The organism is Streptomyces sp. NPDC039430, assembly GCF_055639435.1.
Genome location: NZ_JBVKAK010000025.1, coordinates 56,452 through 80,886 on the forward strand (window position 1 = coordinate 56,452; position 24,435 = coordinate 80,886).

Annotated in this window: 24 protein-coding genes; 9 read left to right on the top strand and 15 right to left on the bottom strand. The window is 70.8% G+C overall.

Annotated elements, in window-relative coordinates; all coding sequences use genetic code 11:
- Positions 1 to 28: 28 nt before the first annotated feature.
- Entirely contained in the window at positions 29 to 1,606 is a 1,578-nt protein-coding gene (gene lnt / locus ACZ7LS_RS35055; protein ID WP_385131345.1) for an apolipoprotein N-acyltransferase, read from the top strand.
- Here lnt and ACZ7LS_RS35060 read toward each other — a convergent pair.
- Complete coding sequence (locus ACZ7LS_RS35060) at positions 1,527 to 2,435, bottom strand: Gfo/Idh/MocA family protein (protein ID WP_382675656.1); 909 nt, start codon at positions 2,433 to 2,435, stop codon at positions 1,527 to 1,529. The two genes, lnt and ACZ7LS_RS35060, sit on opposite strands and share 80 nt — an antisense overlap.
- Positions 2,436 to 2,875: 440 nt before the next feature.
- Here ACZ7LS_RS35060 and ACZ7LS_RS35065 point away from each other — a divergent pair, with 440 nt between their 5' ends.
- Positions 2,876 to 3,406 carry a DinB family protein gene (locus ACZ7LS_RS35065; RefSeq protein WP_382530228.1) on the top strand — a complete coding sequence of 177 codons (531 nt, stop codon included), beginning with the start codon at positions 2,876 to 2,878 and terminating at the stop codon, positions 3,404 to 3,406.
- Between the two features lie 173 nt (positions 3,407 to 3,579).
- Entirely contained in the window at positions 3,580 to 4,053 is a 474-nt protein-coding gene (locus ACZ7LS_RS35070) for a hypothetical protein (protein WP_382530230.1), read from the top strand.
- Between the two features lie 53 nt (positions 4,054 to 4,106).
- Here the strand turns inward: ACZ7LS_RS35070 and ACZ7LS_RS35075 are convergent, their stop codons facing one another.
- The 9 genes from ACZ7LS_RS35075 to ACZ7LS_RS35115 form a co-directional block, all read right to left on the bottom strand.
- A complete protein-coding gene (locus tag ACZ7LS_RS35075) occupies positions 4,107 to 4,664 on the bottom strand; it encodes a hypothetical protein (RefSeq protein WP_385131348.1) in 558 nt (185 codons plus the stop codon).
- Positions 4,665 to 4,840: 176 nt separating this feature from the next.
- Positions 4,841 to 5,533, bottom strand: a complete 693-nt coding sequence (locus ACZ7LS_RS35080) for a uracil-DNA glycosylase (protein WP_382675649.1) — start codon at positions 5,531 to 5,533, stop codon at positions 4,841 to 4,843.
- Between the two features lie 168 nt (positions 5,534 to 5,701).
- On the bottom strand, positions 5,702 to 7,282 hold the full coding sequence (locus tag ACZ7LS_RS35085) for an ABC transporter substrate-binding protein (RefSeq protein WP_385131351.1): 1,581 nt from the start codon (positions 7,280 to 7,282) through the stop codon (positions 5,702 to 5,704).
- Positions 7,283 to 7,387: 105 nt separating this feature from the next.
- On the bottom strand, positions 7,388 to 8,137 hold the full coding sequence (locus ACZ7LS_RS35090) for an SDR family oxidoreductase (protein ID WP_382675700.1): 750 nt from the start codon (positions 8,135 to 8,137) through the stop codon (positions 7,388 to 7,390).
- A 56-nt stretch (positions 8,138 to 8,193) separates the two neighbouring features.
- The gene (gene fabG, locus ACZ7LS_RS35095; RefSeq protein ID WP_382675643.1) at positions 8,194 to 8,955 is read right to left on the bottom strand and encodes a 3-oxoacyl-ACP reductase FabG; all 762 of its coding nucleotides are present in this window, start codon (positions 8,953 to 8,955) and stop codon (positions 8,194 to 8,196) included.
- 268 nt (positions 8,956 to 9,223) lie between these two features.
- Entirely contained in the window at positions 9,224 to 9,607 is a 384-nt protein-coding gene (locus ACZ7LS_RS35100) for a DUF3037 domain-containing protein (protein WP_382530239.1), read from the bottom strand.
- Entirely contained in the window at positions 9,604 to 10,473 is an 870-nt protein-coding gene (locus ACZ7LS_RS35105; RefSeq protein WP_382530241.1) for a HipA family kinase, read from the bottom strand. The genes ACZ7LS_RS35100 and ACZ7LS_RS35105 overlap by 4 nt, the downstream gene beginning before the upstream one ends.
- A 140-nt stretch (positions 10,474 to 10,613) precedes the next feature.
- Positions 10,614 to 10,985, bottom strand: a complete 372-nt coding sequence (locus ACZ7LS_RS35110) for a trypsin-like serine protease (protein ID WP_382675636.1) — start codon at positions 10,983 to 10,985, stop codon at positions 10,614 to 10,616.
- Positions 10,986 to 11,069: 84 nt separating this feature from the next.
- Positions 11,070 to 11,999 (bottom strand): LysR substrate-binding domain-containing protein, encoded by a 930-nt coding sequence (locus ACZ7LS_RS35115; protein ID WP_382530245.1) that lies wholly within the window; start codon positions 11,997 to 11,999, stop codon positions 11,070 to 11,072.
- Between the two features lie 354 nt (positions 12,000 to 12,353).
- On the opposite strand from ACZ7LS_RS35115, the gene ACZ7LS_RS35120 reads away from it, so the two are divergent.
- Positions 12,354 to 13,013, top strand: a complete 660-nt coding sequence (locus ACZ7LS_RS35120; RefSeq protein ID WP_382971245.1) for a hydrolase — start codon at positions 12,354 to 12,356, stop codon at positions 13,011 to 13,013.
- 147 nt (positions 13,014 to 13,160) lie between these two features.
- Here ACZ7LS_RS35120 and ACZ7LS_RS35125 read toward each other — a convergent pair whose 3' ends face one another.
- From ACZ7LS_RS35125 to ACZ7LS_RS35135, 3 genes are all read right to left on the bottom strand, one after another.
- The gene (locus ACZ7LS_RS35125; RefSeq protein WP_382530187.1) at positions 13,161 to 14,294 is read right to left on the bottom strand and encodes an NAD(P)/FAD-dependent oxidoreductase; all 1,134 of its coding nucleotides are present in this window, start codon (positions 14,292 to 14,294) and stop codon (positions 13,161 to 13,163) included.
- 177 nt (positions 14,295 to 14,471) lie between these two features.
- Positions 14,472 to 15,068 (bottom strand): SRPBCC family protein, encoded by a 597-nt coding sequence (locus tag ACZ7LS_RS35130; protein ID WP_385131356.1) that lies wholly within the window; start codon positions 15,066 to 15,068, stop codon positions 14,472 to 14,474.
- 80 nt (positions 15,069 to 15,148) lie between these two features.
- Entirely contained in the window at positions 15,149 to 16,192 is a 1,044-nt protein-coding gene (locus ACZ7LS_RS35135; protein ID WP_385131357.1) for a medium chain dehydrogenase/reductase family protein, read from the bottom strand.
- Between the two features lie 110 nt (positions 16,193 to 16,302).
- Between ACZ7LS_RS35135 and ACZ7LS_RS35140 the strand changes: the two genes are divergently transcribed.
- The 4 genes from ACZ7LS_RS35140 to ACZ7LS_RS35155 all read left to right on the top strand — a co-directional run bounded on the left by ACZ7LS_RS35140 (position 16,303) and on the right by ACZ7LS_RS35155 (position 20,877).
- Complete coding sequence (locus ACZ7LS_RS35140) at positions 16,303 to 16,965, top strand: TetR/AcrR family transcriptional regulator (protein WP_382675716.1); 663 nt, start codon at positions 16,303 to 16,305, stop codon at positions 16,963 to 16,965.
- Between the two features lie 128 nt (positions 16,966 to 17,093).
- Positions 17,094 to 17,747 carry a VOC family protein gene (locus tag ACZ7LS_RS35145; protein ID WP_385131361.1) on the top strand — a complete coding sequence of 218 codons (654 nt, stop codon included), beginning with the start codon at positions 17,094 to 17,096 and terminating at the stop codon, positions 17,745 to 17,747.
- Between the two features lie 455 nt (positions 17,748 to 18,202).
- Complete coding sequence (locus ACZ7LS_RS35150) at positions 18,203 to 20,308, top strand: S9 family peptidase (RefSeq protein ID WP_385131363.1); 2,106 nt, start codon at positions 18,203 to 18,205, stop codon at positions 20,306 to 20,308.
- An 80-nt stretch (positions 20,309 to 20,388) separates the two neighbouring features.
- Positions 20,389 to 20,877, top strand: coding sequence for a Rieske (2Fe-2S) protein (locus ACZ7LS_RS35155; protein WP_382530174.1), 489 nt, complete (start codon positions 20,389 to 20,391; stop codon positions 20,875 to 20,877).
- Between the two features lie 228 nt (positions 20,878 to 21,105).
- On the opposite strand, the gene ACZ7LS_RS35160 is transcribed toward ACZ7LS_RS35155, so the two are convergent.
- A complete protein-coding gene (locus tag ACZ7LS_RS35160; RefSeq protein ID WP_382875094.1) occupies positions 21,106 to 22,023 on the bottom strand; it encodes a LysR family transcriptional regulator in 918 nt (305 codons plus the stop codon).
- A 74-nt stretch (positions 22,024 to 22,097) separates the two neighbouring features.
- On the opposite strand from ACZ7LS_RS35160, the gene ACZ7LS_RS35165 reads away from it, so the two are divergent.
- On the top strand, positions 22,098 to 23,111 hold the full coding sequence (locus ACZ7LS_RS35165; protein ID WP_385131367.1) for a DMT family transporter: 1,014 nt from the start codon (positions 22,098 to 22,100) through the stop codon (positions 23,109 to 23,111).
- Here ACZ7LS_RS35165 and ACZ7LS_RS35170 read toward each other — a convergent pair.
- The gene (locus tag ACZ7LS_RS35170) at positions 23,102 to 24,433 is read right to left on the bottom strand and encodes an aminotransferase class I/II-fold pyridoxal phosphate-dependent enzyme (RefSeq protein ID WP_382530169.1); all 1,332 of its coding nucleotides are present in this window, start codon (positions 24,431 to 24,433) and stop codon (positions 23,102 to 23,104) included. The two genes, ACZ7LS_RS35165 and ACZ7LS_RS35170, sit on opposite strands and share 10 nt — an antisense overlap.
- Positions 24,434 to 24,435: the final 2 nt, after the last annotated feature.

Sequence of the window (24,435 nt, forward strand, 5' to 3'; positions counted from 1 at the left end):
TCGGGGTCGCTCGTCGAGGAGGCGCTGTATGCGAACGGCATCGCCGTGGTGGCGCGGCGCGTCCGCCGTGGCCGCCGGCGCGCTCCCGGCCCTCGCCTTTCCCGCACCCTCCCTCTGGTGGCTGGCGTATGCCGCGCTGGTGCCCTGGATGCTGCTCATACGGTCCGCGCCCACGGGCCGCCGCGCGGCGCTGGACGGCTGGCTGGGCGGTCTCGGATTCATCATCGCCGTGCACCATTGGCTGATACCGAGCCTGCATGTGTTCATCGTGGTGCTGGCGGCGCTGCTGGGGCTGCTGTGGGCGCCGTGGGCGTGGCTGGTACACGCCGTCCTCGGCGGGGCGCCGTCCGCGGGCCGCGCCGCCGTCGCGCTCGCCGTGCTCCCTTCGGGCTGGCTGATGGTCGAACTGGTCAGGTCCTGGGAGGGACTTGGCGGGCCGTGGGGGCTGCTCGGCGCCAGCCAGTGGGAGGTCTCCCCCGCGCTGCGGCTCGCCTCGGTGGGCGGGGTGTGGCTGGTGAGTCTGCTGGTGGTCGCGGTGAACACCGCGCTGACCCTGCTGGTCTCGGTGCGCCGCGCACGCGCCGCGGCGGCCCTCGGCATCGTGCTGTGTGCCGTCACCGTGGCATCGGCGGTGTGGTGGGCCCCGGAGCCGGGGCGGTCGGGGTCGGCGACGGTCGCGGTGGTCCAGCCGGGCGTGGTCGCCGGTGCGGGCTCCGTGGAACGCCGGTTCGCGCGCGGCGAGGAGCTGACCCGCACCCTGGCCGGACAGGATCTCGATCTGGTGGTGTGGGGAGAGAGCAGCGTCGGCACGGATCTGGCGGCCCGGCCCGACCTGGCGGCGCGGATCGCCGTACTGTCCCGCACGGTCGGTGCCGAGATCCTGGTCAATGTCGACGCGCGCAGTACGGACCCGGCGGGCCGGGCGGGGATATTCAAGCGCGGTGTGCTGGTGGGGCCGAACGGTCCGACGGGCGATGTGTACGACAAGATGCGGCTGGTGCCCTTCGGCGAGTACATCCCGGCCCGTGCCGCGCTCGGCTGGGTGACCTCGGTGGGCAAGGCGGCCGGTGAGGACCGTATCCGCGGCACCCGCCCGACGGTGATGGTGCTGCCGGGCGAGGGCAAGGGCGGACTGCGATTCGGTCCGCTGATCTGCTTCGAGTCGGCGTTCCCCGATATGAGCAGGCGGTTGGTCAGGGACGGCGCGCAGGTGCTGGTGGCGCAGTCCTCGACCTCGTCGTTCCAGGGCAGTTGGGCGCCGGAGCAGCATGCCTCGCTGGCGGCACTGCGGGCGGCCGAGACCGGCAGGGCGATGGTGCACGCCACACTCACGGGCGTCAGCGCGGTGTTCGGCCCCGGAGGCGAACGGATCTCCGGCGCGATCGGCACGGACCGTTCGGCCGCCGCCGTCTTCGACCTCCCGCTCGCCCGGGGCACGACCCTCTACACGCGCTTCGGCGACTGGGCTGTCCACGGCGCGCTGGTCGTCCTGGCGGCGTTCTTCGCGATGGAGGGCGGGCGATCGCTCAGGCGGCGGACTGGTCCAGCGCCTCTCGTACCACCCGCTCGCACAGCTCGTGAGTCAGCAGTGCGTCCCTCGCGCTGAGCGTCTTCCCGGCCCGTACGGCGTCGAGGAACGCCAGGACGCACTGTTCGACGCCGCGCTGGCGGGCCACCGGCACCCAGTCGCCGCGCCGCCGGACGCTCGGCTGCCCCTTGTGGTCGATGATCGTCGCGAGATCGTGGACGGCACGCTTGGTGTCCTGTCCCGACACTTCGAGGATCTCCTCGGTGGAGCCGCTCAGCCGGTTCATCACGCCGATCGCGGTGAAGCCGTCGCCGGAGAGCTGGAGAACGACATGGTGCAGCAGCCCGTCCCTGACCCGCGCCCGTACGTCGGTGTGTTCGACCGGCCCGGGAAGCAGGAAGCGCAGCGTGTCCACGACATGGATGAAGTCGTCGAGGACGAAGGTGCGCGGCTCCTCGGGGAGGCCCACCCGGTTCTTCTGGAGAAGGATCAACTCGCGCGGATGCTCCAGACACTGCGCGTACCCGGGCGCGAAGCGGCGGTTGAAGCCGACCGAGAGGCTGACGCCCCGCTCCTCGGCGAGGCGCACGATCCGCTCGGAGTCGGCGAGGTCGTACGCGATCGGTTTGTCGACATAGGTCGGTACGCCCGCCTCCAGGAGCCGGGTGACGATCTCGGCGTGTACGGCGGTCGGGGCGTGCACGAACGCGGCGTCGAGGCCCTGGGCGAGCAGCGAGTCGAGATCGGTGTGGCACCGCGCCGCCGGGATGTGGTGGACCTCGGCGGTACGCGTCAGGGTGGCGGGGGTACGGGTCTGCAGATGCAGCTCGACCCCGGGCAGGGTCGTGAGCACCGGCAGATACGCCTTCCGCGCGATGTCGCCGAGCCCGATGCAGCCGACCTTCACAAGGGCCTCCCCAGCCTGTTTCTCACACGTCACACGTCACACGTCACACGTCACACACCGAAACCCGTCACGGTCCATCGATGGCCGTTGACAGCCGTTGACACGCGGGTTCACGTGTCCGTCCGCGTCACTGACGCGGTGTCCCGGAAGCATACGTGTGCTCAGGAGGCCGCCAGTCGGCGATCCCGGCGAAGCCGCGCGGGGTGAGTCCGGGCCCTCGGCCCGGCACCGGGCCGTGGACGAGCTTGGCCGCGCTCCCTCAGGGCTCCACCTCCGACTACGCGCGGACCCGGCGGGCGCTACGCCTCGGATGCGCCGAGCTGCTGCGCGGAATTGCCCGGGACCCCGGACGAAGACCGACCCGCTCCTGACGGGCTCCGGTCCATCCCGGAGGAATAAGCCCTGGCCAGATCGGCGGCTCGTCCATGAGGATGTCGGCCATGACATCCACCGAGGCCACGCCAGAACGTACCGAGCCCTCTCCCCTCGCCGGTGAACGCGAGATGCTGGAGGGCTGGCTCGACTACCACCGCGAGACCCTCGCCCTGAAGTGTTCAGGACTGGACGAGAAACAGCTCAAGGAGGCGTCCATTCCGCCCTCCGACCTGACTCTGCTCGGTCTGGTACGGCACATGGCCGAGGTGGAGCGGGGCTGGTTCCGCAACCGGCTGGCCGATGAGGGCGCCGCGCCGATCTACTTCACCGACGCCGACCCGGACGGCGACTTCCACTCCGGGGAGGCCGATACCTGGGAGGAGGCGCACACCACCTGGCGCGCCGAGATCGCCCATGCCCGCGAACTGGCCGCGTCGCGCTCCCTCGACGCTCTGGGCGCGGGACCGCCCAGCCGGGACACCGGCGACCCGTTCACCCTCCGCTGGATCTACACCCACATGATCGAGGAGTACGCCCGGCACAACGGCCACGCCGATCTTCTCCGCGAGCGGATCGACGGCGCGACGGGCGACTGACCGGCCGGCCGACCGACCGGCCGCCCCGGACCGGTCGACCGGTCGACCGCAGCCGAGCGAGCGGGCCCGGCGTCACCCGTCCGGGCCAATCCGCGCTCTTCCGCTCCCCAACAGCGCCCCCAACCAGCAGAGTTGCCCGGGTGCACCGAACCAACCGAACGAGAAGCGCGGCGATGATCCTGATGGGGGTGGCGGTCACCGCCGTCTCCGGATGCGTGGCCGTGGAGCCGCATCCCTCGCCCAATCCCTCGCCGCGCCCGGAAACGAGCAGCGGCATCCAGGGCCCGGGAGCGCCTGAGCCGCTGATCATCGAGGCCCCGGCCAAGGAAGCGCTGGAGGCGGCCGTCCCCCCGCCGGCCCCGGGAACGGCCCCACACTCCTCCGCCGGAGCCCGCCCCTCGGCCCAGGACGGGGCGGCGGGCCAGAACCGGTCGGCGGGCCGGGACCGGACGAGCGGCTCCGAGCGGCCCCCGGCCACATCCCGGCCGGAGCGGCGGGCCGCCCAGGACCACCCCGAGGAACCACGTCATTCAGCGCCACCGTCGGCACCGGCCTTCGCCGATGTCTGCACCCTCGGCGAGAGGTACGGCAAGTGGCCGAAGGACAGCCCCCAGGCCCGCATCTGCCGTGAGACGTACGGCGATTGACGGCCTCCCCCCGCGCGCCCCGACGCCCCCCCACCCACCTCGCGCACCCGCTGTCACCGCCCGCGCAACTGCCGCTCCAGCCGGTCGATCCCCGCCCGGACCCCGTTCACATCCCCCTCGTCCCCCAGGGCGTCCGCCGCGTCACGCGCCCGGTCCAGATGGAGCCGCGCCGCCTCCGGCCGCTGGAGCTTCAGATAGTCGGCGGCGAGATTGAGGTGGAGCGACGGATAGAAGGCCCGTACCACCGATGAGGCCCCGGGCACGCCCTCCCGGGCCTCTGCCAACCTGTCACCGCCGGCCCCGCCACCGGCTCCCCGCTCACCGTCCGCCGCGCCGTCGTCCCCCGGGTCAGCATCCGGCCGGTCACCATCCGCCCGGTCACCGGTGGCCGGATCCTCCCCCAGTCCCGCCGCGGCCGTCAGCGCCCGCAGATCCCAGGCCAGTTCATCGCCCGGGTCGTCCTGCGTATCCGCCATGTAGTGCGCGAGGGCGCAACGGTGAAACGCGTCGCCCGCCTCCCCCAGCTCCGACCAGAGCTGGCCGAACCGGTTGCGCGCCTCCTCGCGGTCGCCGCCGTGGAGAAGCATGACCGCCTGCCCGATCCTGGTCATGACGGCGTCCTCCGACGCCTCCTGCCGCTCCCTCACCACCGTCGCCTCCGCATGCCGTCCCTGTGCCGTCCGCACGCCGTCCAGTACACCCGACGAACACGACGCTATCCGGCATCACGGACAATGGCCTTCAGGCTCGGGCGGACAACCCGAGCCTGTCCGGCCGGTCCGGCGGATCAGGCACGGTCCCCGAGGTCGGGGATCCGCCAGTCGATGGGGTCGTGCCCCTGCGCGGCGACGGCCTCATTGATCTGTGTGAACGGCCGCGACCCGAAGAACTTCTTCGCGGACAGCGGCGAGGGGTGCGCGCCCTTCACCACCACATGGCGCTCCGTGTCGATCAGCGGCAGCTTCTTCTGCGCGTAGGCGCCCCACAGGACGAAGACCGCCGGGTCGGGCCGCTCGGCCACCGCGCGGATCACCGCGTCCGTCACCTTTTCCCAGCCCTTGCCCTTGTGGGAGTTGGCCTCACCCGCGCGGACCGTCAGCACCGCGTTGAGCAGCAGCACACCCTGCTCGGCCCACGGCATCAGATAGCCGTTGTCCGGCACCGGGAGGCCCAGCTCCTCCTTCATCTCCTTGTAGATGTTCCGCAGGGAGGGAGGGGTCCTGACACCGGGCCGCACCGAGAAGCACAGGCCGTGTCCCTGCCCCTCCCCGTGGTACGGGTCCTGGCCCAGGATCAGGACCTTCACCTTGTCGTACGGAGTGGCGTCGAGCGCCGCGAAGACCTCTTCGCGCGGCGGGTAGACCGGCCCCTTCGACCGCTCCTCCTCGACGAAATCGGTGAGCTCCTTGAAGTAGGGCTTCTGCAGCTCATCGCCGAGGACGCCGCGCCAGGACTCGGGCAGCATGTCGGTGTCGGTCACGTCAACAACCTCCGGTAAGCGATCACTTGTGCACCACTGAACCTACCGGGGACCACTGACAACGGCCGTCGGCCGGACCCAACGGCCCGTGCGCCTGTGCGCCTGTGCGCCCTGTGCGCCTTCTACACCTTGTCCGCCCTGAACGCCCCCGCCCCCCCTGAGCGCCCGTTACCAGCTGGCCTTCCGGTTCAGCTCCCACATCTGCATGACCGTCTGCGGGTCGAGGGCCCGCTCACCGCCGCCGATGTCCTCGGTCGACGCCACGTACAGCCTGCCCTGCCACAGCGGGAGGAGCCGTACGTCGTCGACGAAGATCTCCTGTGCGCGCTCGAACTCCGCGTTCACCGCCGCCCGGTCGCTCACCCGCCGGGACCGTGGCAGCAGCTTCTGGGTGATCTCCGGGCTCTCGTACGGTGTGCTCAGCGCGTTGTTCGCGCCGACGAAAGGCGCGATGAAGTTGTCCGGGTCCGGGAAATCGGGGAACCAGCCGCGGCCGAAGACGGGGTACTGGCCCTTCTGATAGCCGGCCTGGAACTGCTTCCACGGCTTGCTCCGGAGGGTGATCCTGAACAGCCCCGACGCTTCGAGCTGACGCTTGAGCTCCGTGAACTCCGCCGCCGTTCCCGACCCGTAGCGGTCCGTGGTGTACCAGAAGGTGAGGGGCACGGGCCCGGTGATGCCCGCGCCGTTGAGGATCGCCTTCGCCTCGTTCACATCGGGGTCGCCGTACCGGTCGAAGAAGCCGGTGGTGTGCGCGAAGATGCCCTTGGGGACCATCGAGTACAGCGGCTCGGCCGTGCCCTGGTAGACCTTCGCCACCAGCGCGTCGCGGTCCACGATCTGGGCCACCGCCTGACGTACCGCGAGCTTGCCGGCCGCCGGATCCGCGGGATTGAACACGAGATAGCGAATATCGGCACCGACGGTCTCGACCAGTTGAAGATCTCTGGTATCCGGCCCCTTGTGTTCGAGTGCGACGACCTGCTCCGAGGTGAGACCACGGTAGATCGCGTCGATCTTCTTCTTCTGCAGCGCGCGGAAAACCGTGTCGGAGTTCTTGAAGTACTGGATCGTGACGGCGTCGTTCCGGTGTTCCGCGAATCCCCGGTAGTCCTTGTTCCGGGTCAGCTCCGCCCTGTCCCCGCTGGTGTACGAGTCGAGTACGTACGGCCCCGAGCCCGTGATTCCGCCGTCCTGCCGCAGCCTGTCCAGGGGATACGCGGCCGGCGGGACGAGGGACATGGCGGGCGTGGCGAGGATGAACGGGAAAGTCGCGTCCGACTTCCGCAGCCGGAAGACGACGGTGTCGTCCCCGCTCGTCTCGACCGTGTGGAGGGATTCCAGCAGACCGGCCGGGCCGCCCGGCACATTGATCTTCCGGATCCGGTCGAAGGAGTGCTTGACGGCCACCGCGTCGAGCGGATCGCCGTCGGAGAATGTCAGGCCGTCGCGCAGCACGCACCGGAAGACCTGGTTGGCGGCGTCGGTGAACTGGCATTTCCGCGCGGCGTCGGGCTGCGGATACGAACTGCCGGTCGGAAAACTCACCAGGGTCTGGAAGACATTGCGGAACATCTCCCAGGAGTTGTCCCAGGACGCCGCCGGATCGAGTGTGCTCGGCTCACTCGTCGTGCCGACGGTTATCCTTTGTTCCGCTTCCGCGTCATCGTCCGAGAACAGGCCGCATCCCGCCAGCAGCGATATGGCCGCCAGGGCCGCGGCGGCCCGCCGAATTGTCCGGTGGAACACGTGCACGCTCCTTCTCAGCCATGGATCGGCAGACCATACCGCAGCGCCCACCGGATCAATACGCCGATCCGGTGGGACTTTTGGGGAAATCGAGGCCGGGAATCGTCACCCCACCCCGGCGTTGAGGAAGATGCCCCCGTCGACGACCAGCGTCTGCCCGGTGATCCAGTCGGACTGGTCGGAGGTGAGGAACGCGGCGGCGCCGCCGATGTCCTCCGGCACCCCGAGCCGTCCCAGCGGGTACGCGGCCGCGGCCTCCGCCTCCCTGCCCTCGTAGAGCGCCTGCGCGAACTTCGTCTTGACCACGGCGGGCGCGATGGCGTTGACCCGTACCCCCGGCGCGAACTCGTGCGCCAGCTGAAGGGTCAGATTGACCATCGCCGCCTTGCTCATGCCGTACGCGCCGATGAAGGGGGACGCCGAGACCCCGGCGACCGAGGCGATGTTCACGATCGCGCCGCCGTTCTCCTTCTGCCAGGCCCGCCAGGTCTGCTGGGCGAAGCCGAGCGCCGAGATGACGTTCGTCTCATACACCTTGCGGGCCACGTTCAGGTCCAGCTCCGCCATCGGGCCGAAGACCGGGTTCGTCCCCGCGTTGTTGACCAGGAAGTCGACCCGGCCGAACGCCTCCATGACACGCGCGACGGCCGCCGCCTGGTGCTGCTCGTCGTGCGCCTTGCCCGCCACTGCGATCACCCGGTCGGAACCGAGCCTCTCCACCGCCTCCTTGAGCGCGTCCTCGCCCCGGCCGGTGATGCACACCCGGTCGCCGCGGGCGACGAACGCCTCGGCCACCCCGTATCCGATGCCCCGGCTCGCGCCCGTGATCAGGGCGACCTTCCCGCTGTCCGGCATCTGCCGCACCGACTCCCGCTGCCGCGTCCGCTCCGTCATGTCCGTTGCCCCCGGCCTCAGTTGAGCGGTCCGCCGGCGACGTACATGACCTGGCCGGAGACGAACCCGGCCTCCTCGCCCGCGAAGAAGGCGATGGCGTTCGCGATGTCCTCCGGCCTGCCGACACGCTGCACCGGGATCTGGCTCGCCGCCGCGGCCTGGAACTCCTCGAAGCCCATGCCGATACGGGCGGCGGTCTGGGCGGTCATCTCGGTGACGACGAAGCCGGGCGCCACCGCGTTCGCCGTGATGCCGAACTTGCCGAGTTCTTTCGCGAGGGTCTTGGTGAAGCCCTGGAGACCGGCCTTGACCGCCGCGTAGTTGGCCTGGCCGCGGTTGCCGAGCGCGGAGCTGGAGGAGAGGCTGACGATACGGCCGAACCCGGCGTCCACCATGTGCTTCTGGCACGCCTTGGCCATCAGGAACGCGCCCTTGAGGTGCACGTTCACCACGGTGTCCCAGTCGGACTCGGTCATCTTGAAGAGCAGATTGTCCCGCAGCACGCCCGCGTTGTTGACGAGGATCGTCGGCGCCCCCAGCTCGGCCGCGACCCGCGCGACGGCGGCCTCCACCCGCGCGCTGTCGGAGACGTCGCAGCCGACGGCGAGTGCCGTGCCGCCTGCCGAGGTGATCTTCCCGACGGTGTCCTCGCACGCTGCCTCGTCGAGGTCGAGTACGGCGACGGCGCGGCCCTCCGCCGCCAGCCGTACCGCGGTGGCGGCGCCAATGCCACGCGCCGCCCCGGTCACGATGGCTACGCGCTGCTCGGTGGTGGACATCCCTGTTCTCCTCGCCCTAGGCTCCTGCGGCTCCCGATCACCAAGACCCCTGAGCAACCGCTTAGTAGGTCCAGCAGAGAGACGCTAGAAGCCACGGCACGTGGTGTCAACGGCCGACCGCGCCGATGGCGGGATCCGGAGCCGACATCACACCCGCATCACACCCACCGGCCTTACGCCGCCGACGGCATGCCGCCCGCGCCATCCCGCCCGCGTAACGTCGCCCGCGCCACATCGGCCGCGCCACCTCCCTCTCGCGCGCGGCGCGTCAGCGCACCAGCAGATCGAGCAGCCGCTCGGCCTCGGCCGCCGGGTCGTCGGTCAGTCCGGTGTGTACGGGACCGGGCTGTACGACGGTCGAGCGCGGCGCGATCAGCCACCGGAACCGCCTGCCCGCGTCGTCGTCCGCCGCCTGCCCGGCCGCGTCGCCGCCGCGGCACACGCTCTCGACGGCGTGCAGCGCCGCCCGTACCCCCACGACATCCGCGTCCGGGTCGAGGATCATCAGCTTGGCCTCGTCCAGATGGGTCCTGGCCGAAACGTAGGACCGGCCGCGGCAGTAGACCAGTACACCCGCGTTGAAACACTCACCGCGCTCGACACGCGGCACGACCCGCAGAAGCGCGTACTCGTAGACGTCCTTCACACTCACCGGCCGCCGTCCTTGACGCTCTTCTCGTCCGCCGTCCGCCGTGCGGTCCGCTCTCCGGGCGTCAGCCGCCCGGCCAGCCAGCCGGGCGCCCTCGACGGGCCGTTCGTGGTGGGCGCGTCGAGGATGAGGCGCTCATGGATCGTGCCGGCCCGCGCGAGCAGAGGCGTCACATACGCGCGGCGCAGCGCGTCGGTGGAGTCGAAGCCGGGCTCGTCGACCAGCCACTCGTCCGGTACGTCGGCGGTGACCTCCGTCAGCAACTCCTCGGTGACCAGCGGCGCCAGCTCGGCGGCGGCGGACGCGATGTCGGGCTCGAAGGAGGCGAGTACGTGGTCGGAGGCGTTGTACGGCTTCGCCGCGGAAGCGAGCGCACCGGACCAGTTGTGGTGCCAGATCATGGTCGCGCCGTGGTCGATGAGCCACACGTCACCATGCCAGACAAGCATGTTGGGGTTGCGCCAGGAGCGGTCGACGTTGTTGATGACCGCGTCGAACCAGACGATCCGCCCGGCCTCCTCCGGCCCCACCTGGTAAGCGAGCGGGTCGAAGCCGATCGATCCCGGCAGATAGTCCATGCCGAGGTTCAGCCCACCGCTCGCCTTCAGCAACTCCTGCACTTCCTGGTCCGGCTCGGAGAGCCCGATGACGGGGTCGAGTTGCATACGCACCAGTTCGGGAATCCTCAGCCCCAGCCTGCGGGCCAGCTGCCCGCAGATCACCTCGGCGACCAGGGTCTTGCGGCCCTGTCCCGCGCCGGTGAATTTCATGACGTACGTGCCGAGATCGTCGGCCTCGACAATCCCCGGAAGCGAGCCGCCCTCACGCAAGGGCGTGACATAGCGGGTCGCCGTGACTTCGGTGAGCATTTGCCCAGGCTATACGGATGAGGCGCCTTCCTATCCATGGGTTTTCGCACGAAGTCCGCGGGGCGCGAGCCGCCGCACTCGGCGTCGGCCATACGCGCCCCGCCCGTGGCACTCCTGGTCAAGGGCGCCGCGGGTACGGCTCAGAGCTTCGCCGCCGCCGCGGCTCTCCTGGAGGCGTAGGGCGAGACCTCGGTGCAGACACCGGGACAGCCGGGCTCCCCGCAGCCCTCACCCCGGCTGACGATGCCGACCTGGAGGTACGAACCGGCGTCGTCCTCGCGGAGCAGCGGACCGCCCGAGTCACCCTGGCAGGCGTCGACGCCGCCTGCCGGGTATCCGGCGCAGAGCGTGTCGCCCGCTGCGAAGTCCCAGTCGCCCTGGGTCGCGGGTGTGCCGCCGACGCTGGGAGGTGCTGCAGCAGCTGTTCCGTATCCCCGGCGGGCGCGCCAACGGCTACGGCGCGTTCGGCCCCGTACAGGAGCGCTCGCGTCACGGGGGTGGGGTGCTGTCATATCCCCGCCGTGGCGCCCTCGTTCGTACGTGGACAGGCAAGCGGCAGGTGTCATCGACTCTTGCGCGGGCCGTAGCTCCAGGCGCTATGTGACGGGGCCGCGCAGCCATCCATTGTGTTCAGCGCATCGTCGTGCGGTGGCGAGGACGCTCGCGATGGCGGGCGACGGATCCTTCTCGGGCCACAGCACCGAGAGTTCCGCCACGATCGACGGATCGACGACATCGCGACGAATGATGGTGGTGCCGGCCTGCGCGGCGTGCTCGGCGAACGATGTAGGGGCCAAGCCGACATCGCGTCCGCTGGAGAGCCGGGCGAGCATGGCGTTGACCGGCGGTTCCTCGAACGCGTGAATCCTCGGTGAGAAGCCTGCCTCGCGGCACGCGGCGACGATGCCGTCGTAGTACGCCGGTGCGAGACGGCGAGGGAACAGCTGCAGCGTCTCGTCGCGGAGGGCCGTCACCGGGATCGTCGGTGCGGCAGCGAGTCGGTGGCGAGTGCTGAGGAGCGCGGAAACGGGCTCCTCACGGAGAATCTCGCCACCTACCCCGTCGAGCGGCTGCGGTGAGAGGGCGAGACCGATGTCCAGGTCGCCGGCGCAGAGCCGTTCGGGAATCTCGGCGCTGAAGAACTCTCGGGGGTCGACCGTGAAGTCGGGGTGGTCCTCCTGGAGAGCGTCCAGAAGCACCGTGAGCGTGTCGAAGCTCGTGACCGGCGTATAGCCCAGCCGAATCGTCGTCGCGATCCCCGCTCCGGCCCGCCGGGTGAGCTGTACGGCTTGCTCCAGCGCGGCCAGCGCTATCGGTGCCTCGTGGGCCAGCGTCCGGCCCGCCGCGGTGAGCTGCACCCGACGGCTCGAACGGACGAAGAGCGGGGTTTCGAGGGTCTCCTCCAGCTTGCGGATCTGATGGCTCAGGGACGGCTGGGAGATGTAGAGACGCGTGGCGGCGCGGCCGAAGTGCAGTTCCTCGGCCACGGCCATGAAGTAGCGGAGGACGCGGGGGCTGACATCCATAGACGAATCCTATTGCCCGGCGTCCGGACAAGTCTTGGACGCCCGCCGGACGGCCGCCGTAGCGTCGTTTCACGCCAGGGGAAACGTTCCCATCGCCCCGTCAAGGCTGTCCGACCCTGGTCGGATCCGGTCCCGCTCAGCGCCACGAACTCCATGGCAGTGCTCGGCATCCGGCCGGGATCTCCTGGTCCGCCTCGGCGCGCTGGGCATGACGGCCGCTCAGGAAGACCTGACCGGACCGGACTTCGCGATCACGTAGTCCGGGCTCGGCCGGTTCGTCTACCGGAGGGCAGCACCCGAACAGCTCCGATTCTCACCATCGAACGCTCAACTCATCACCCAGAAGGAAGCATCGTGACTCGCACCGCAAAGGCCGGACTCGAAGCACTGCTCACCCCCGAGGAAAGCATCCTGGTGCTCATCGACCATCAGCCCTTCCAGTTCTCCAATCTCAACAGCCACGAACCAACCATGATCGTCAACAATGTCGTCGGCCTGGCCAAGGCCGCGAAGGTGTTCGACGTCCCCACAGTGCTGACCACGGTGATAGAAGAACGTGGCGGCTACCTCATCAAGGGCCTCCAGGACGTCTTCCCGGACCAGAAGCCGATCAACCGCACGTTCATCAACACCTGGGAAGACCGTCGCGTCGTCGACGTCGTGGAGCGAACGGGGCGCAAGCAACTGATCATCGCGGGGCTGTGGACGGAGGTCTGCGTCGCCATGCCCGCCATCCAGGCGCTGGGTGAGGGGTACGACGTCTTCGTCGTCACGGACGCCAGCGGCGGGGCCAGTGCCGAGACACACGACATGGCGGTGCGTCGCATGGCGCAGGCCGGCGTGGTGCCCATCACCTGGATGGCCGTGATCAGCGAATGGCAGCGCGACTGGGCTCGCGAGTCGACGGCCGACGCGCTCGGGCAGGTTCTCTTCGACCACGGTGGCGGCAGCGGGATCGCGCTCGCCTGGGAGCTGCAACTGCTGGCCACACCCGCCGGTGGTGCCGGCGTGTAACGCCGGCCGCGGCTGGTCCGGAGGCGGGTCGAGCGTTCACGGCCGTGAGCGCTCGACCCGCCGTCGTCCATGAGGCCGATCGTGTCGCACGGCGGTGGGGGTCTCCGGTGCGTACGCGGGCGGAGCCCAACGGGCTTGCTCCGGCTGTCAGTTGATGCCGGAGAAGGAGCGGAAGAAGTGTTCGGCGAAAACCGGGTCGTGCTGGTTGTCGATCAGGTGGTGGATGTATTCGCTGGGATCCAACCGCGCTGTGATCAGGGTGCTTTCGTAGGCCGGGGTGAACTCCTGGCTCAGTTGTTGGGCGTATTTCGCCAGGGCGGCATCCGCCTGCTGGGTGTCGTCGAGCGGGAAGTCCAGCCGCTCGGTGAGCATTTCGGCCTGGATGAAGGCGTCGGTGATGCCCCGCCCGGGTGTGGGGTCCTTGTTGTGCGCGGCGTCACCGACCAGCGCCCATCCGGGGCCGTACGGCCGGCGGAAGAAATTGGGGAGGTCCGAACAGCAGTAGAGCCGGTCTTCCTGTTTTCCTTCCGTGAGTTGCCGGTCCAGCTCCGTCGACGATCGCCTGGCCATCTCCCGGTAGGTTCGCTGCCGGTCGTCGTGGACGGGGGTGGTACGGGAGACCTGTACGGATACGAGGGTCAGCCCGTCCTGGGTGGGAAGGCAGCCGGCCCCCACGCCGTGTCCGGTGTAGATCTGTACACCGCGGTCGGGGATGCCACTCCAGTACGAGTAGTAGACACGGGTGCTGCGGGGGTCCTGGCGCACGACGGGTGCGTGGGCCAGGCGGGCCACGGTGGAGTTCCGGCCGTCGGCGCCGATGACCAGGTGGGCGTGTTCCGGGGTTGTGGCGCCTCGCGGGGTGCCGTGGCGTACACCGGTCACCTTCCCGTCCTCCCACCGCAGATCCACGACAGTGGTGCGGGGACGGAACTCGGCGCCCGCGCGGACGGCTGCCCGCACCAAGAGGTGGTCCAGGGCGTAACGGCGGGGAGCGCAGCCCCCGGTGATCGCCCCGAGTGCGGGGGCGGGGCCTGTGAGGCGGGCGCCGGGAAAGTTGAGCGAGAGCTGCGTCAGCAGGGGCGCGCCTGTGGCGAGTACCTCGCCCAGGAGGCCCCACCGTTCCAGGCGGGCCAGTCCGGGTTGATGGATGTAGAGAGTGGACAGGGTGTCGCTGGGGAAGCGGGCGCGGTCCAGCAGCAGGACCTTGCGGCCGGCACGGGCCAGCAGCAGAGCGACGGCTGCTCCGGCGCAGCGTGCGCCGACCACGATCACGTCGTACATGTGGAGCCCATCTGGTCCTCGGAGCGGTCGCCCGGTTCAACGACCACGGCCGACGGAAGTGCCGTACCGCGCCGCGACAGTCGTGTCACCGTCCATGCCGTACCCGGAAGCCCCTCGCCCGGAGCGGGACCGGGCGATCCCGTGTCACCGGCCTCCGTGGCCTCTGTGTTCGGTGCATCAGGACGCCGCCCCGGCCGCGTCCTTGAGCCGGTGCACCCAGTCATTGAGCCCGGCGTCGAGGGCGGCCTGGTTTCCGGGGATGTCGGCTTCGACGGGAGGGCCCGCCCAGGACTCTTCGGTGGTGACGAGGACGCCGCCGCCGACCTGTTTGAAGGTCCACAGGTGTACGCCGTCGATGCCGTTGACGGGCCCGCCCCACGCGATGCACCGCATCGGCTTGACCGTCGCGACGGTCGAGGTGACCTTCATGTTCTGCGGGGACCATGTGAAGACCGAGCCAGGGCGCAGCGGTCCCGGTGTCTTCTTCTGTGCCGGAGTGATTTCCGGTATCCAGGTGGCCCACGTGTCGATGTCGGTGTGCAGGCGCCAGATCTGCTCCAGGGGCGCCTTGATGAGAACGTCGGCGCGGCTGATGACCGGTGCGCTCTGGTCGACGGTGACGCCCCGGCACTCCTGGAACGTCCCGGTCCTGGTACCCGGCCTCGTCTCGTGCGCCGCTGCCCCCGACTGCGCGGACAGGGCCATCGTCGCGCCGACCGCGGCGACACTGATGACGCGCGAGAGCGTGTGACGTGTGTTCATCGAATACGGCATGGGGTGCTCCTTGGGTGGTGGTGTGACCAGGACCTGGTCATCGGGTGGCGGCGCGGTGGCCCGGCGGCGTGGGCGTGGCGTCACGTTCCGGGGACGATGACGACCTTGCCGAGTACTGTGCGGGACTCGGCGAGTGCGAGCGCGGAGGCGGCGTCGGCCAGCGGAATCTCCGCGGCGATCCGCGGGACCAGGGAGCCTTCGGCCACCAGCCGCAGCACGTGGGCGAGGTCCTCGTTCAGCCGGCGCTGCCAGGACTCCCGGCAGCGCTTGCCCGCCCAGTAGTTGTAGAAGTGCGCGCTCCTGCCGTTCGGCAGGGAGTTCCACGCCGCGAGCCGTGCGAACAGCTTCAGCACCGGCAGCCGCGAGTCGCCTTCCTCGTCCTTCGTGGCCGCGGTGCCGTACGAGACCAGCGTTCCGCCATGGCGCAGCAGTCGCCACGACTGCTCCAGACCGGCGCCGCCGACGTGATCGAACACGGCGTCCACACCGTTCGGGGCGATCTCCCGGATCCGCGCGTACATGTCCGGGTCGCGGTAGTCGACCGGGCTGGCGCCCAGCTCACGCACGGTGGCGTGGTGGCGTGGGGATGCCGTACCGATCACCGAGGTGCCCGCGTGCCGGGCCAGTTGCACGAGGGTGGAGCCGACGCCGCCGTTGGCGCCGAGCACGACGATGATCGCGCCGGAACGGACCTTGGCGATCCGGTGCAGCATCTGCCAGGCGGTGATCCCGTTGACGAGGACGGTCTCCGCGGCGGCCGCGTCCACACCGTCGGGTACGGGCATCAGCTCCGCGGCGTCGATCAGCAGGTGGCCGGCCCACGCGCCGGTCTTGGTGACGGCGGCGAACCGGCGCCCGGTGAGCGACGCGTCGACGCCGGGGCCCGTGGCCGTGACCGTGCCCACCACGTCGTAGCCGGGCACGAAGGGGAACGGGGGCTGGTCGTAGTACTTGCCGCGGCGCATCTGCTGCTCGGCGAACGCGACTCCGGTCGCCTCCATCCGCAGCACAACCTGGCCCGCGGCCGGGTCCGGAAGATCACGGGTCCGGACCTCAAGACCGTCCGGCTCGGTCGCGCCGGGCAGGACGATTTCGGTGGCGCGGACGGTAACCATGCTGGTCATCACGTACCCCTTAACGATTCACGCGTTCCCTTACGGCCGTAACTCTACGGTCGTGAGGATCGGCCCGCAAGAGGGATACGGGAATAACCTTCACGGCGTAAGGTGACAGCATGGACAACAGCGGAACAGCGGCCTCGGCCACACCGAAACGGGCCCGCGCGCGTAACCCTCGCGGCGAGGGCGGACGCCTGCGCGAGGACATCATCGCCGCCGCGGTGGAACTCCTCGACGAAGAGGGCGACGAACGCGCCGTCACACTGCGGTCGGTCGCCCGCCGGGTCGGAATCGCCGCCCCGTCGATCTACCGGCACTTCCCCGACCCGCCGGCCATCATGCTCGCCGTCGTCCAGCGGGAGTTCGCCGACCTGCGGGACAGCCTGCGCTCCTCGGTGGAGAACGCCGGGGACGACCCACGGCGACGGCTGTACGCCGTCTGCGACGCCTATCTGGATTTCGCCCGGATTCATCCCGAGCGGTACCGCACGATGTTCGGCGGCCTCTGGATGCCGGACCTGGACAGCAGTTCCCTGACCAAGGAAGACCTGGCCACACTCGGCGACGAAACCATGCGGATCCTCGTCGGCGCCCTCGGCGACTGCGTCACCGCCGGACGGTCCACCAGCACCGACCCGTCCAGCGACGCCGTCGCGCTATGGCTGGGACTGCACGGACTCGCACACCAGCGTGCCGTGAGCCCCTCCTTCTCCTGGCCGCCGGACATCGCCGACCGCGTCATCACCGCCCTCGCCCACCTCGACGCCCCGGACGCCTGAACCCCGTCCTCGGACAGCACAGCACTGCCGCGGCGAGATCTCACCCGCACCACCACCGGAGATGGTTAGGCTCGAACGACGCGTTCACCTGAACTGGAGGTGCCACAGCGGTGTTTCACCTGGACCACATGGCGCTCGGGGTACCGGATTTCGACGACGGCGTGCGCAGGCTGGCCGAACAGACCGGGCTGGGCGGCTACGAGGGTGGCGTGTTCCCCGGCGGTCTGCGCAACTGGATCTTTCCACTGGGCGGGAACGTCTACCTGGAGGTGGAGAGCGCCACGGGGGCGACCGGCGGCCCGGCAGCGTGGTTTCAGCGTGCCACCGGCGACGGGACGGAGCGCTGGATGTTCTGGTGCCTGCGCGCGGACACCCGCGAGGAGTTGGAGCAGGTCGCTTCGCGGCTGGGCAGCCGGGTCCAGGTGATCCCGGGACGTACGGAACCCGACGGCACCCAACGCGTGATCACCAGCGCGCCGGCCGGAGAAGTGGCGTCACAGGCCCGCAAGGAGGGCCTGCCGAACTGGTACTACCGGGACGATCCGGCAAAGAATCCCGCCCGCCGCGAGGTGACCGGCGACCGGACCGCGGCCGGAGTGGCCTGGCTGGAGGTGGCCGGCGACCGGAAGCTGTTCCGCGAACACATCGGCGCGGAGACCTTCGACCGGCTGCCACTGCGCTTCGTGCCCGGCGAACCGGGACTGCACGCGGTCGCGGTGCGCACCACCGAGGGCGAGGAGATCGTGATCCGACGCGCCCCCGTCGGCCAGGACACGTTCTAGTGCGGAGCCGGGCCCCTGACAGGGCACTCGCCCATTCGACCGTTCAGCGCATCACGTTGTGCCCCAGTCCCCCCTCGATCCGCCCACCCTGGCATGAGCGTGACAACCCGGTCGCGCTACGTAAGGGACAGCACCAGGACAACCGTCAGCGACGCCTACTCCGGAATCCTGCGCCACCACGGCGTCAAGGCCGTCTTCGGAAACCCCGGCTCGAACAAACTGCCGTTCCTGACCGGCCTCCCGGACGACATCCCCTCCTGGGCGGTGTCTTCAAATGATCATCGTTGGCGGATCATGGGGACGTTCCGCACCGGGACATCCACCGCGCCGAGACCCTTGCGGACCTCACCGGATATCTCAGGGAGAGCGAGGCGGCCACCGGCCCCCGCCTCATCGAGATCCCTGAACGCTGAGAGGGGTTCCCCCGGCGTGCCCGCGACAGATATCCGGAGACCATGAACACCACCGACTTTCCGCTGCGATTCGCCCGTACCCGTCGCTTCTCGCTGGGTGTCCCCCGGCAGTTCACCGTGTCACCGGACGGCGAGCGCGTCCTGTTCGTACGGTCCCTGTCCGGCGTGGATCCGCGCAGCCCGCTGTGGCTGTACGAGAACGGCGAGGAGCGGATTCTCGCCGGCCCCTCGGCCGCCGCCGGCGGCGTGCCCGTCTCCGACGCGGAACGGATACGGCGCGAACGGGCCCGTGAGACCGCGGTGGGCGTGGTGGGGTACGCCACCGACCGGGAGGCGCGCGTCGTGGCGTACGCGCTGGGCGGCGCACTCTGGCTCGTACGGACGGACGGCGGCGCTCCGTGGCGGATCCGCACCGAGGGCCCGGTCGTCGATCCGCGCCCCTCGCCCGACGGCACGCGTATCGCCTACGTCAGCGGCGGGGCGCTGCGTGTCATACGGTCCGACGGCACGGACGACCGGCCGCTCGCCGCACCCGAAACCCCCGACGTGACCTATGGGCTGGCCGATCACACCGCGGCGGAGTCCATCGGCAGAACGCGCGGCTACTGGTGGTCGCCTGACGGGAACGCCCTGCTGGTGGCCCGGGTCGACACGTCGACGGTGCGCCGCTGGTACATCGGCGATCCGTCCGATCCCGCGCGGGCGCCGCGCTCGGTGCCGTATCCGGCGGCGGGCACCGCCAACGCGCGGACATCGCTGCGCGTTGTCACGCTCGACGGCCGGCACACGCCCGTACGGCTGCCGGAGCGCGCCCCCGAGGACGAAGCTCCGGCGGGTGTCTGGCGGGACCCGGCCTTCGAGTACGTCGTCGGCGCCGGCTGGGAGAGCGCCGGTCCCGTGGTCGGCCTCCAGACCCGCGACCAGCGCACCCTGTGGGTCCTGCGCGTCGACCCGGCCGACGGCGAGGTCGAGCGGCTCTTCCGGCAGACAGACGCGCACTGGGTGGAGTGGCTGCCGGGCGCTCCGCTGCACACCGCGTCGGGGACGGCGGTCCTGCCGTGTGTACGCGGCGACGCCCGTTCCCTGCGGATCGGTGACGCCCTCGCTCCGGACGGACTCCAGGTCCGCGCGGTGCTCGGCGCCGTGGGCGAACGGGTCTTCTTCACCGCGAGCGAGGAGCCGACGGAGACCCACGTCTGGTCGTACGCCCCGGACACCGGCTTCGCCAGGCTGACGGACGAACCGGGGGTGCACAACGCCTCGGCGGGCGGCGACACGGTCGTGCTCGACAGCAGGACCCCGGACGGGCACACGGTCACGGTGGTGCGCGCGGGCACCCCTTCGGGCCGGATCGCGGTCCTCGCCGAGCAACCGGCAGTCACCCCCAGGCCGGTCCATCTCGCCCTCGGCGAGCGGGAGTTGCGCAGCCGGCTGCATCTTCCGTCCTGGTACACACCGGACGCGGGCAAGCTGCCCGTACTGCTCAGCCCGTACGCGGGCCCCGGTATGCAGGTGGTGACGAAGGGGGGCGGCTGGTACACCGCCGTGTGCCAGTGGTTCGCGGAGCACGGGTTCGCCGTCCTGGCCACCGACGGGCGCGGTACCCCCGGGCGCGGCGTGGCATGGCAGCGGGCCATCCTCGGGGACCGGCTGACGCCCGTCCTGACCGACCAGGTCGACGCGCTGCACGCGGCGGCCGAGCGGTACGACGCCCTGGACCTGGGGCGGGTGGGGATCCGCGGCTGGTCGTTCAGCGGTTACCTGGCGGCGGCCGCCGTACTGCACCGTCCCGGGGTGTTCCACGCGGCGGTCGCGGGGGCGGCGGTGAGCGACCGGCGGCTGTACGACACGTACTGGGAGGAGCGTTATCTCGGCCATCCGGACATCCAGCCGGAGAACTACGACCGCTGTTCGCTGATCCCGTACGCGGACAAGCTGACCCGGCCGCTGATGCTCGTCCACGGGCTCGCCGACGACAATGTGTTCCCCGCCCATACGCTGCGGCTCTCCGCCGCGCTGCTCGCCGCGGGCCGGCCGCACACCGTACTGCCGTTGCCGGGGGCCGGCCATCTCGTCACCCGGGTGGGGCAGGCGGACACTCTTCTCCGTCACGAACTGGGCTTTCTCAGGAAGTCTCTCGGCATCTGAACATCGCGGCGGGTATAGCCGTACCTATCGCTGAGCGGCCGACCGGCCGACGCGGAGCCCATCAGGGAACGGAGCTCGGTATGACCGGAACGCAGGGGACCGCACGGATCGTCACACGCCGGACCGTGGTCGCGGCGGCGGGCGCGACGGGGCTGGCGGCGGCGCTGGTCGCGTGCGGCGGCTCGGACACACCGGCCGAGTCGGGGGCGGGGTCGGAGTCGGGGTCGGCCGCCGGGAAGACCACCGCACCCGACGACAGCGCGGGCAGCGGCGCGGGCCAGGCCGACGCTCTCGCGAAGACCAGCGAGATCCCGGAGGGCGGCGGGATGGTCTTCGCCGACCAGGGCGTGGTGGTCACCCAGCCCACGGCGGGCGAGTTCAAGGCGTTCTCCTCCAAGTGCACCCACGCGGGCTGCGCCGTGAAGGACATCTCCGACGGGATCATCCACTGCCCGTGTCACGGCAGCCAGTTCAGCGCGGCGGACGGCAGTGTGAAGGCCGGACCCGCGACGCAGCCGCTGCCGGCGACACCGATCAAGGTCACCGGGGACTCGATCACGCTCGCGTGACCTGACGCGTGTACGGACATCCGCACCCCGGATGTCCGTGGCCCGGACACCCGTAGCCCGGACACCCGTAGCCCGGACGCCCGTGGCCCGGATGCCCCCGGCGTCCGTAGTCCCGGCGCCCGCGCCCATGACCGGCGGCCGGGGGTTTCATTTTTCGTCGGCAGAAGGTGAAGCCCCCGGCCGTCCCGTCCCTCCCCGCCCCGCCCATTCCGCCCGCTCCGGGCACGGTCAGCCGCCGACCACCTGGTTCGCGGCCCCGGCCGCTTCCCGCAGCGCCTCGACGGCGGCCCGGATCGACGGACGGCGGTCCGCGTCCGTCCGCCAGACGGCGTAGACGTGCCGGCGCATCCGCTGCCGTACGGGCACGACCGCCACGCCCTCCGGCACGGCGCCGCGTCCCAGCCGGGGCGCGACACAGACCCCGAGTCCCGCCGCGATCAGCGCGAGCTGCGTGTGGTACTCCCCCGCGAGATGCGCGATCCGCGGCTCGAACCCCTTCGAGCGCAGCGTGAACATCAGCCACTCGTAGCAGAATTCGCCTTCCGGCCAGGAGACCCAGGGGTCGTCCGCGAACTCCTCCAGGTCCACTTCCGACCGGTCCGCGAGCGGATGGTCCGCGGGCATGGCCACATCGGGGACGTCGTCGAGCAGCCGCGCCGTCGCCAGACCGCCCGGCACCGGCAGCCGTTTGTTGCTCCAGTCCAGCACCACGGCGAGATCGAGATCCCCCCTGATGACCCCGCGGATCCCGGCCTCCGGCTCCAGCTCGCGCGACCGGACCCGCAGCTCCGGATGGCTCTCGCGCAGCGCGCGGATCGCCAGCGGGAAGAGCCCGCGTGCGGCCGTCGGGAAGGCCGAGATCCGTACTTCCCCGACCACCCGGCCGCGCTGCGCCTCGATGTCCGACTGGGCGACCTCGACCTGGGAGAGGATCCGCGCGGCGTGGTCGGCGAGCAGCCGCCCGGCGTCGGTGAGCCGTACGCCGCGCCCGTTCCTGGCCAGCAGCTGCTGGCCCACCTCACGCTCCAGTTTGGCCATCTGCTGGGAGACGGCGGAGGTGGTGACGTGCAGTCCCTCGGCGGCGCCGCTCACCGAGCCATGGCGGGCCAGGGCATCCAGCGTGCGCAGGCGCTCCAGATTCAACATGTAAGCAATACTAATCAGAATGGTGGACATAATCTCGCTTGTTCTACGAGATGGTCCACGCCAGGCTTGTCCGTATGAGCACCGCCACCCCGCCCCGTCCCGGGCCGGACCCCGCCTCCCCGTCCGCCTCGATTCCGGCCACGCCCGCGGCCGTCGGCCCGGCGCTTCCGGGCGCCCGCCGCACCTTCCCCGCCGTGGACTGGCGGATCCGGTTCGCGGTGCTCGCGCTCATCTGGGGATTCAGCTTTCTGCTCATCAAGGTGGGCACGCATGGCTTCGCCCCGTTCCAGGTCACCTTCGGCCGGCTGTTCTTCGGCACGGCGGTACTGGCCGTGGCGATGGCGGTGAAGCGGGACCGCCTGCCGCGCGGGCTCCGCACCTGGGGGCATCTCGCCGTCGCGGCGTTCTTCCTCAACGCGTTGCCGTTCTCGCTGTTCGCCTACTCCGAGCTGACGATTCCCTCGACACTCGCGGGCATCTGCAACGCCACGTCGCCGCTCTGGGGCATGGCCCTGTCGCTGGTCGCGCTCTCCGAGGACCGGCCCACCCGGCGCCGGGTCGCCGGACTCGGCCTCGGATTCCTCGGCGTGCTGACCGTGCTGGGCGCCTGGCAGGGCTTCTCCGGTCTGGATGTCACGGGTACGGCGATGGCGCTGCTCGCCTCGCTCAGCTATCCGGTCGGCTGGATCTACGTACGCCGCACCCTGGCGGGCGACAGCAGCTCCCATCTCTCCCTGACCGGCGCCCAGCTGTTCCTCGCCACGCTGCAACTCGCCCTTGTGACACCGCTGTTCACCACCATGCCGACCTCGTTCCCGGCGGGTCCGCTGCTCGCCGTGCTCGTGCTCGGCGCGCTGGGCACCGGTCTGGCGATCCTGCTCCAGTACGGAGTGGTCGCCGAAGTGGGCCCGACGACGGGCCAGATGGTCACGTACTTCATCCCGGTCATCGCCACGGCGGCCGGTGTCACCCTGCTCGGCGAACAGCTGAGCTGGAACACCCCCGTCGGCGCGCTGATCGTCCTGGCCGGGGCCGCGCTCACCCAGAGCAGGCCCAGGAACAGGAAGCGGCCTGCCCCTCAGCCGTAGCTGCGCGCGGGCGCCGGGCCGGCCGCCGATGCCACCGCGTCGGCGACCGGCCCGATGTCGTCGCCGGTCAGCTCCGACACCGTCAGCCGTACGCCGGGCGGCGTGGCCATACGGAAGCGCGCGCCCGGCGCGACCGCCCAGCCCGCGTGCAGCAGCCGCGCCACCGCCCCGGTCTCGTCGGCCACCGGCACCCAGACATTCATGCCGCTGCGTCCGTACGCCTCGACGCCCCGCTCCGCCAGGGCCCGTACGAGCGCGTCGCGTCGCTCGCCGTACGACCGTGCCACGGCCGGCACGTCCACGGCGCCCGAGGACCACAGCTCCACGACGGCCCGCTGGAGCAGCCGGCTGACCCAGCCGGGGCCGAGCCGCTGACGCCCCGTCACCCGGTCCACGGTCAGCGCGTCCCCGGTGAGCACCGCGATCCGCAGGTCCGGTCCGTACGCCTTCGCCGTGGAGCGTACGAACACCCAGCTGTCCGTGGTCCCGGCGAGCGGGTGCAGCGGCAGATCGACCATGCCGTGGCCGTGGTCGTCCTCGATGAGCAGCACCTCGGGACGGTCGGCGAGCAGGGCGCGCAGTTCCCTGGCGCGGGCCGCCCCCACCGACGCGCCGGTGGGGTTCTGCGCGCGGTCGGTGACGATGACCGCGCGGACACCGGCCCGCAGCGCCCGCGCGAGCCCGGCGGGGAGCGGGCCCTCGTCGTCGACGCCCATCGGTTCGGGCCGCAGCCCGAGCGCGGGCACCAGATCCAGCAGCCCGCCCCAGCCCGGGTCCTCGACGGCGACCGCGTCACCCGGGCGCAGATGGGCCGCCAGTACGCGTTCGATCGCGTCCAGCGCTCCGGAGGTGACGGCGAGCGGTCCGGCCGGCACCCCGTCGGCGTCGAACCCCGCGCGGGCGAGCCGCGCGAGCTCAGGGTCGACGGGCGCCTGTCCGTAGAGCCCCGGATGCTCCGCGTGGTGCAGCGCGGCGGCGGCGAGGGCGTCGCGCAGCGGGGGCAGCAGCGCCGGATCGGGGTTGCCCTCCGACACATCGCGTACGCCGGGGGGCGCGTCGACCCGGATCGAGCCGCGCGCCGTACTGGCGGGGCGGGCACGCACCCTGCTCCCCCGGCGCCCCGCCGTCTCGATCACCCCACGGTCCCGCAGGCTCCGGTAGGCGGCGGCGACCGTGTTCGGGTTGACGCCGAGATCCGTCGCCAACTCCCGCATCGGCGGGAGGAGTTGGCCGGGGGCCAGCTCTCCGGAACCCACCGCGCGCTCCACGTCGGCGGAGATTTCCGCCGCGCGCCGACCTGAAATCCGATACTCTCCTAGCACAA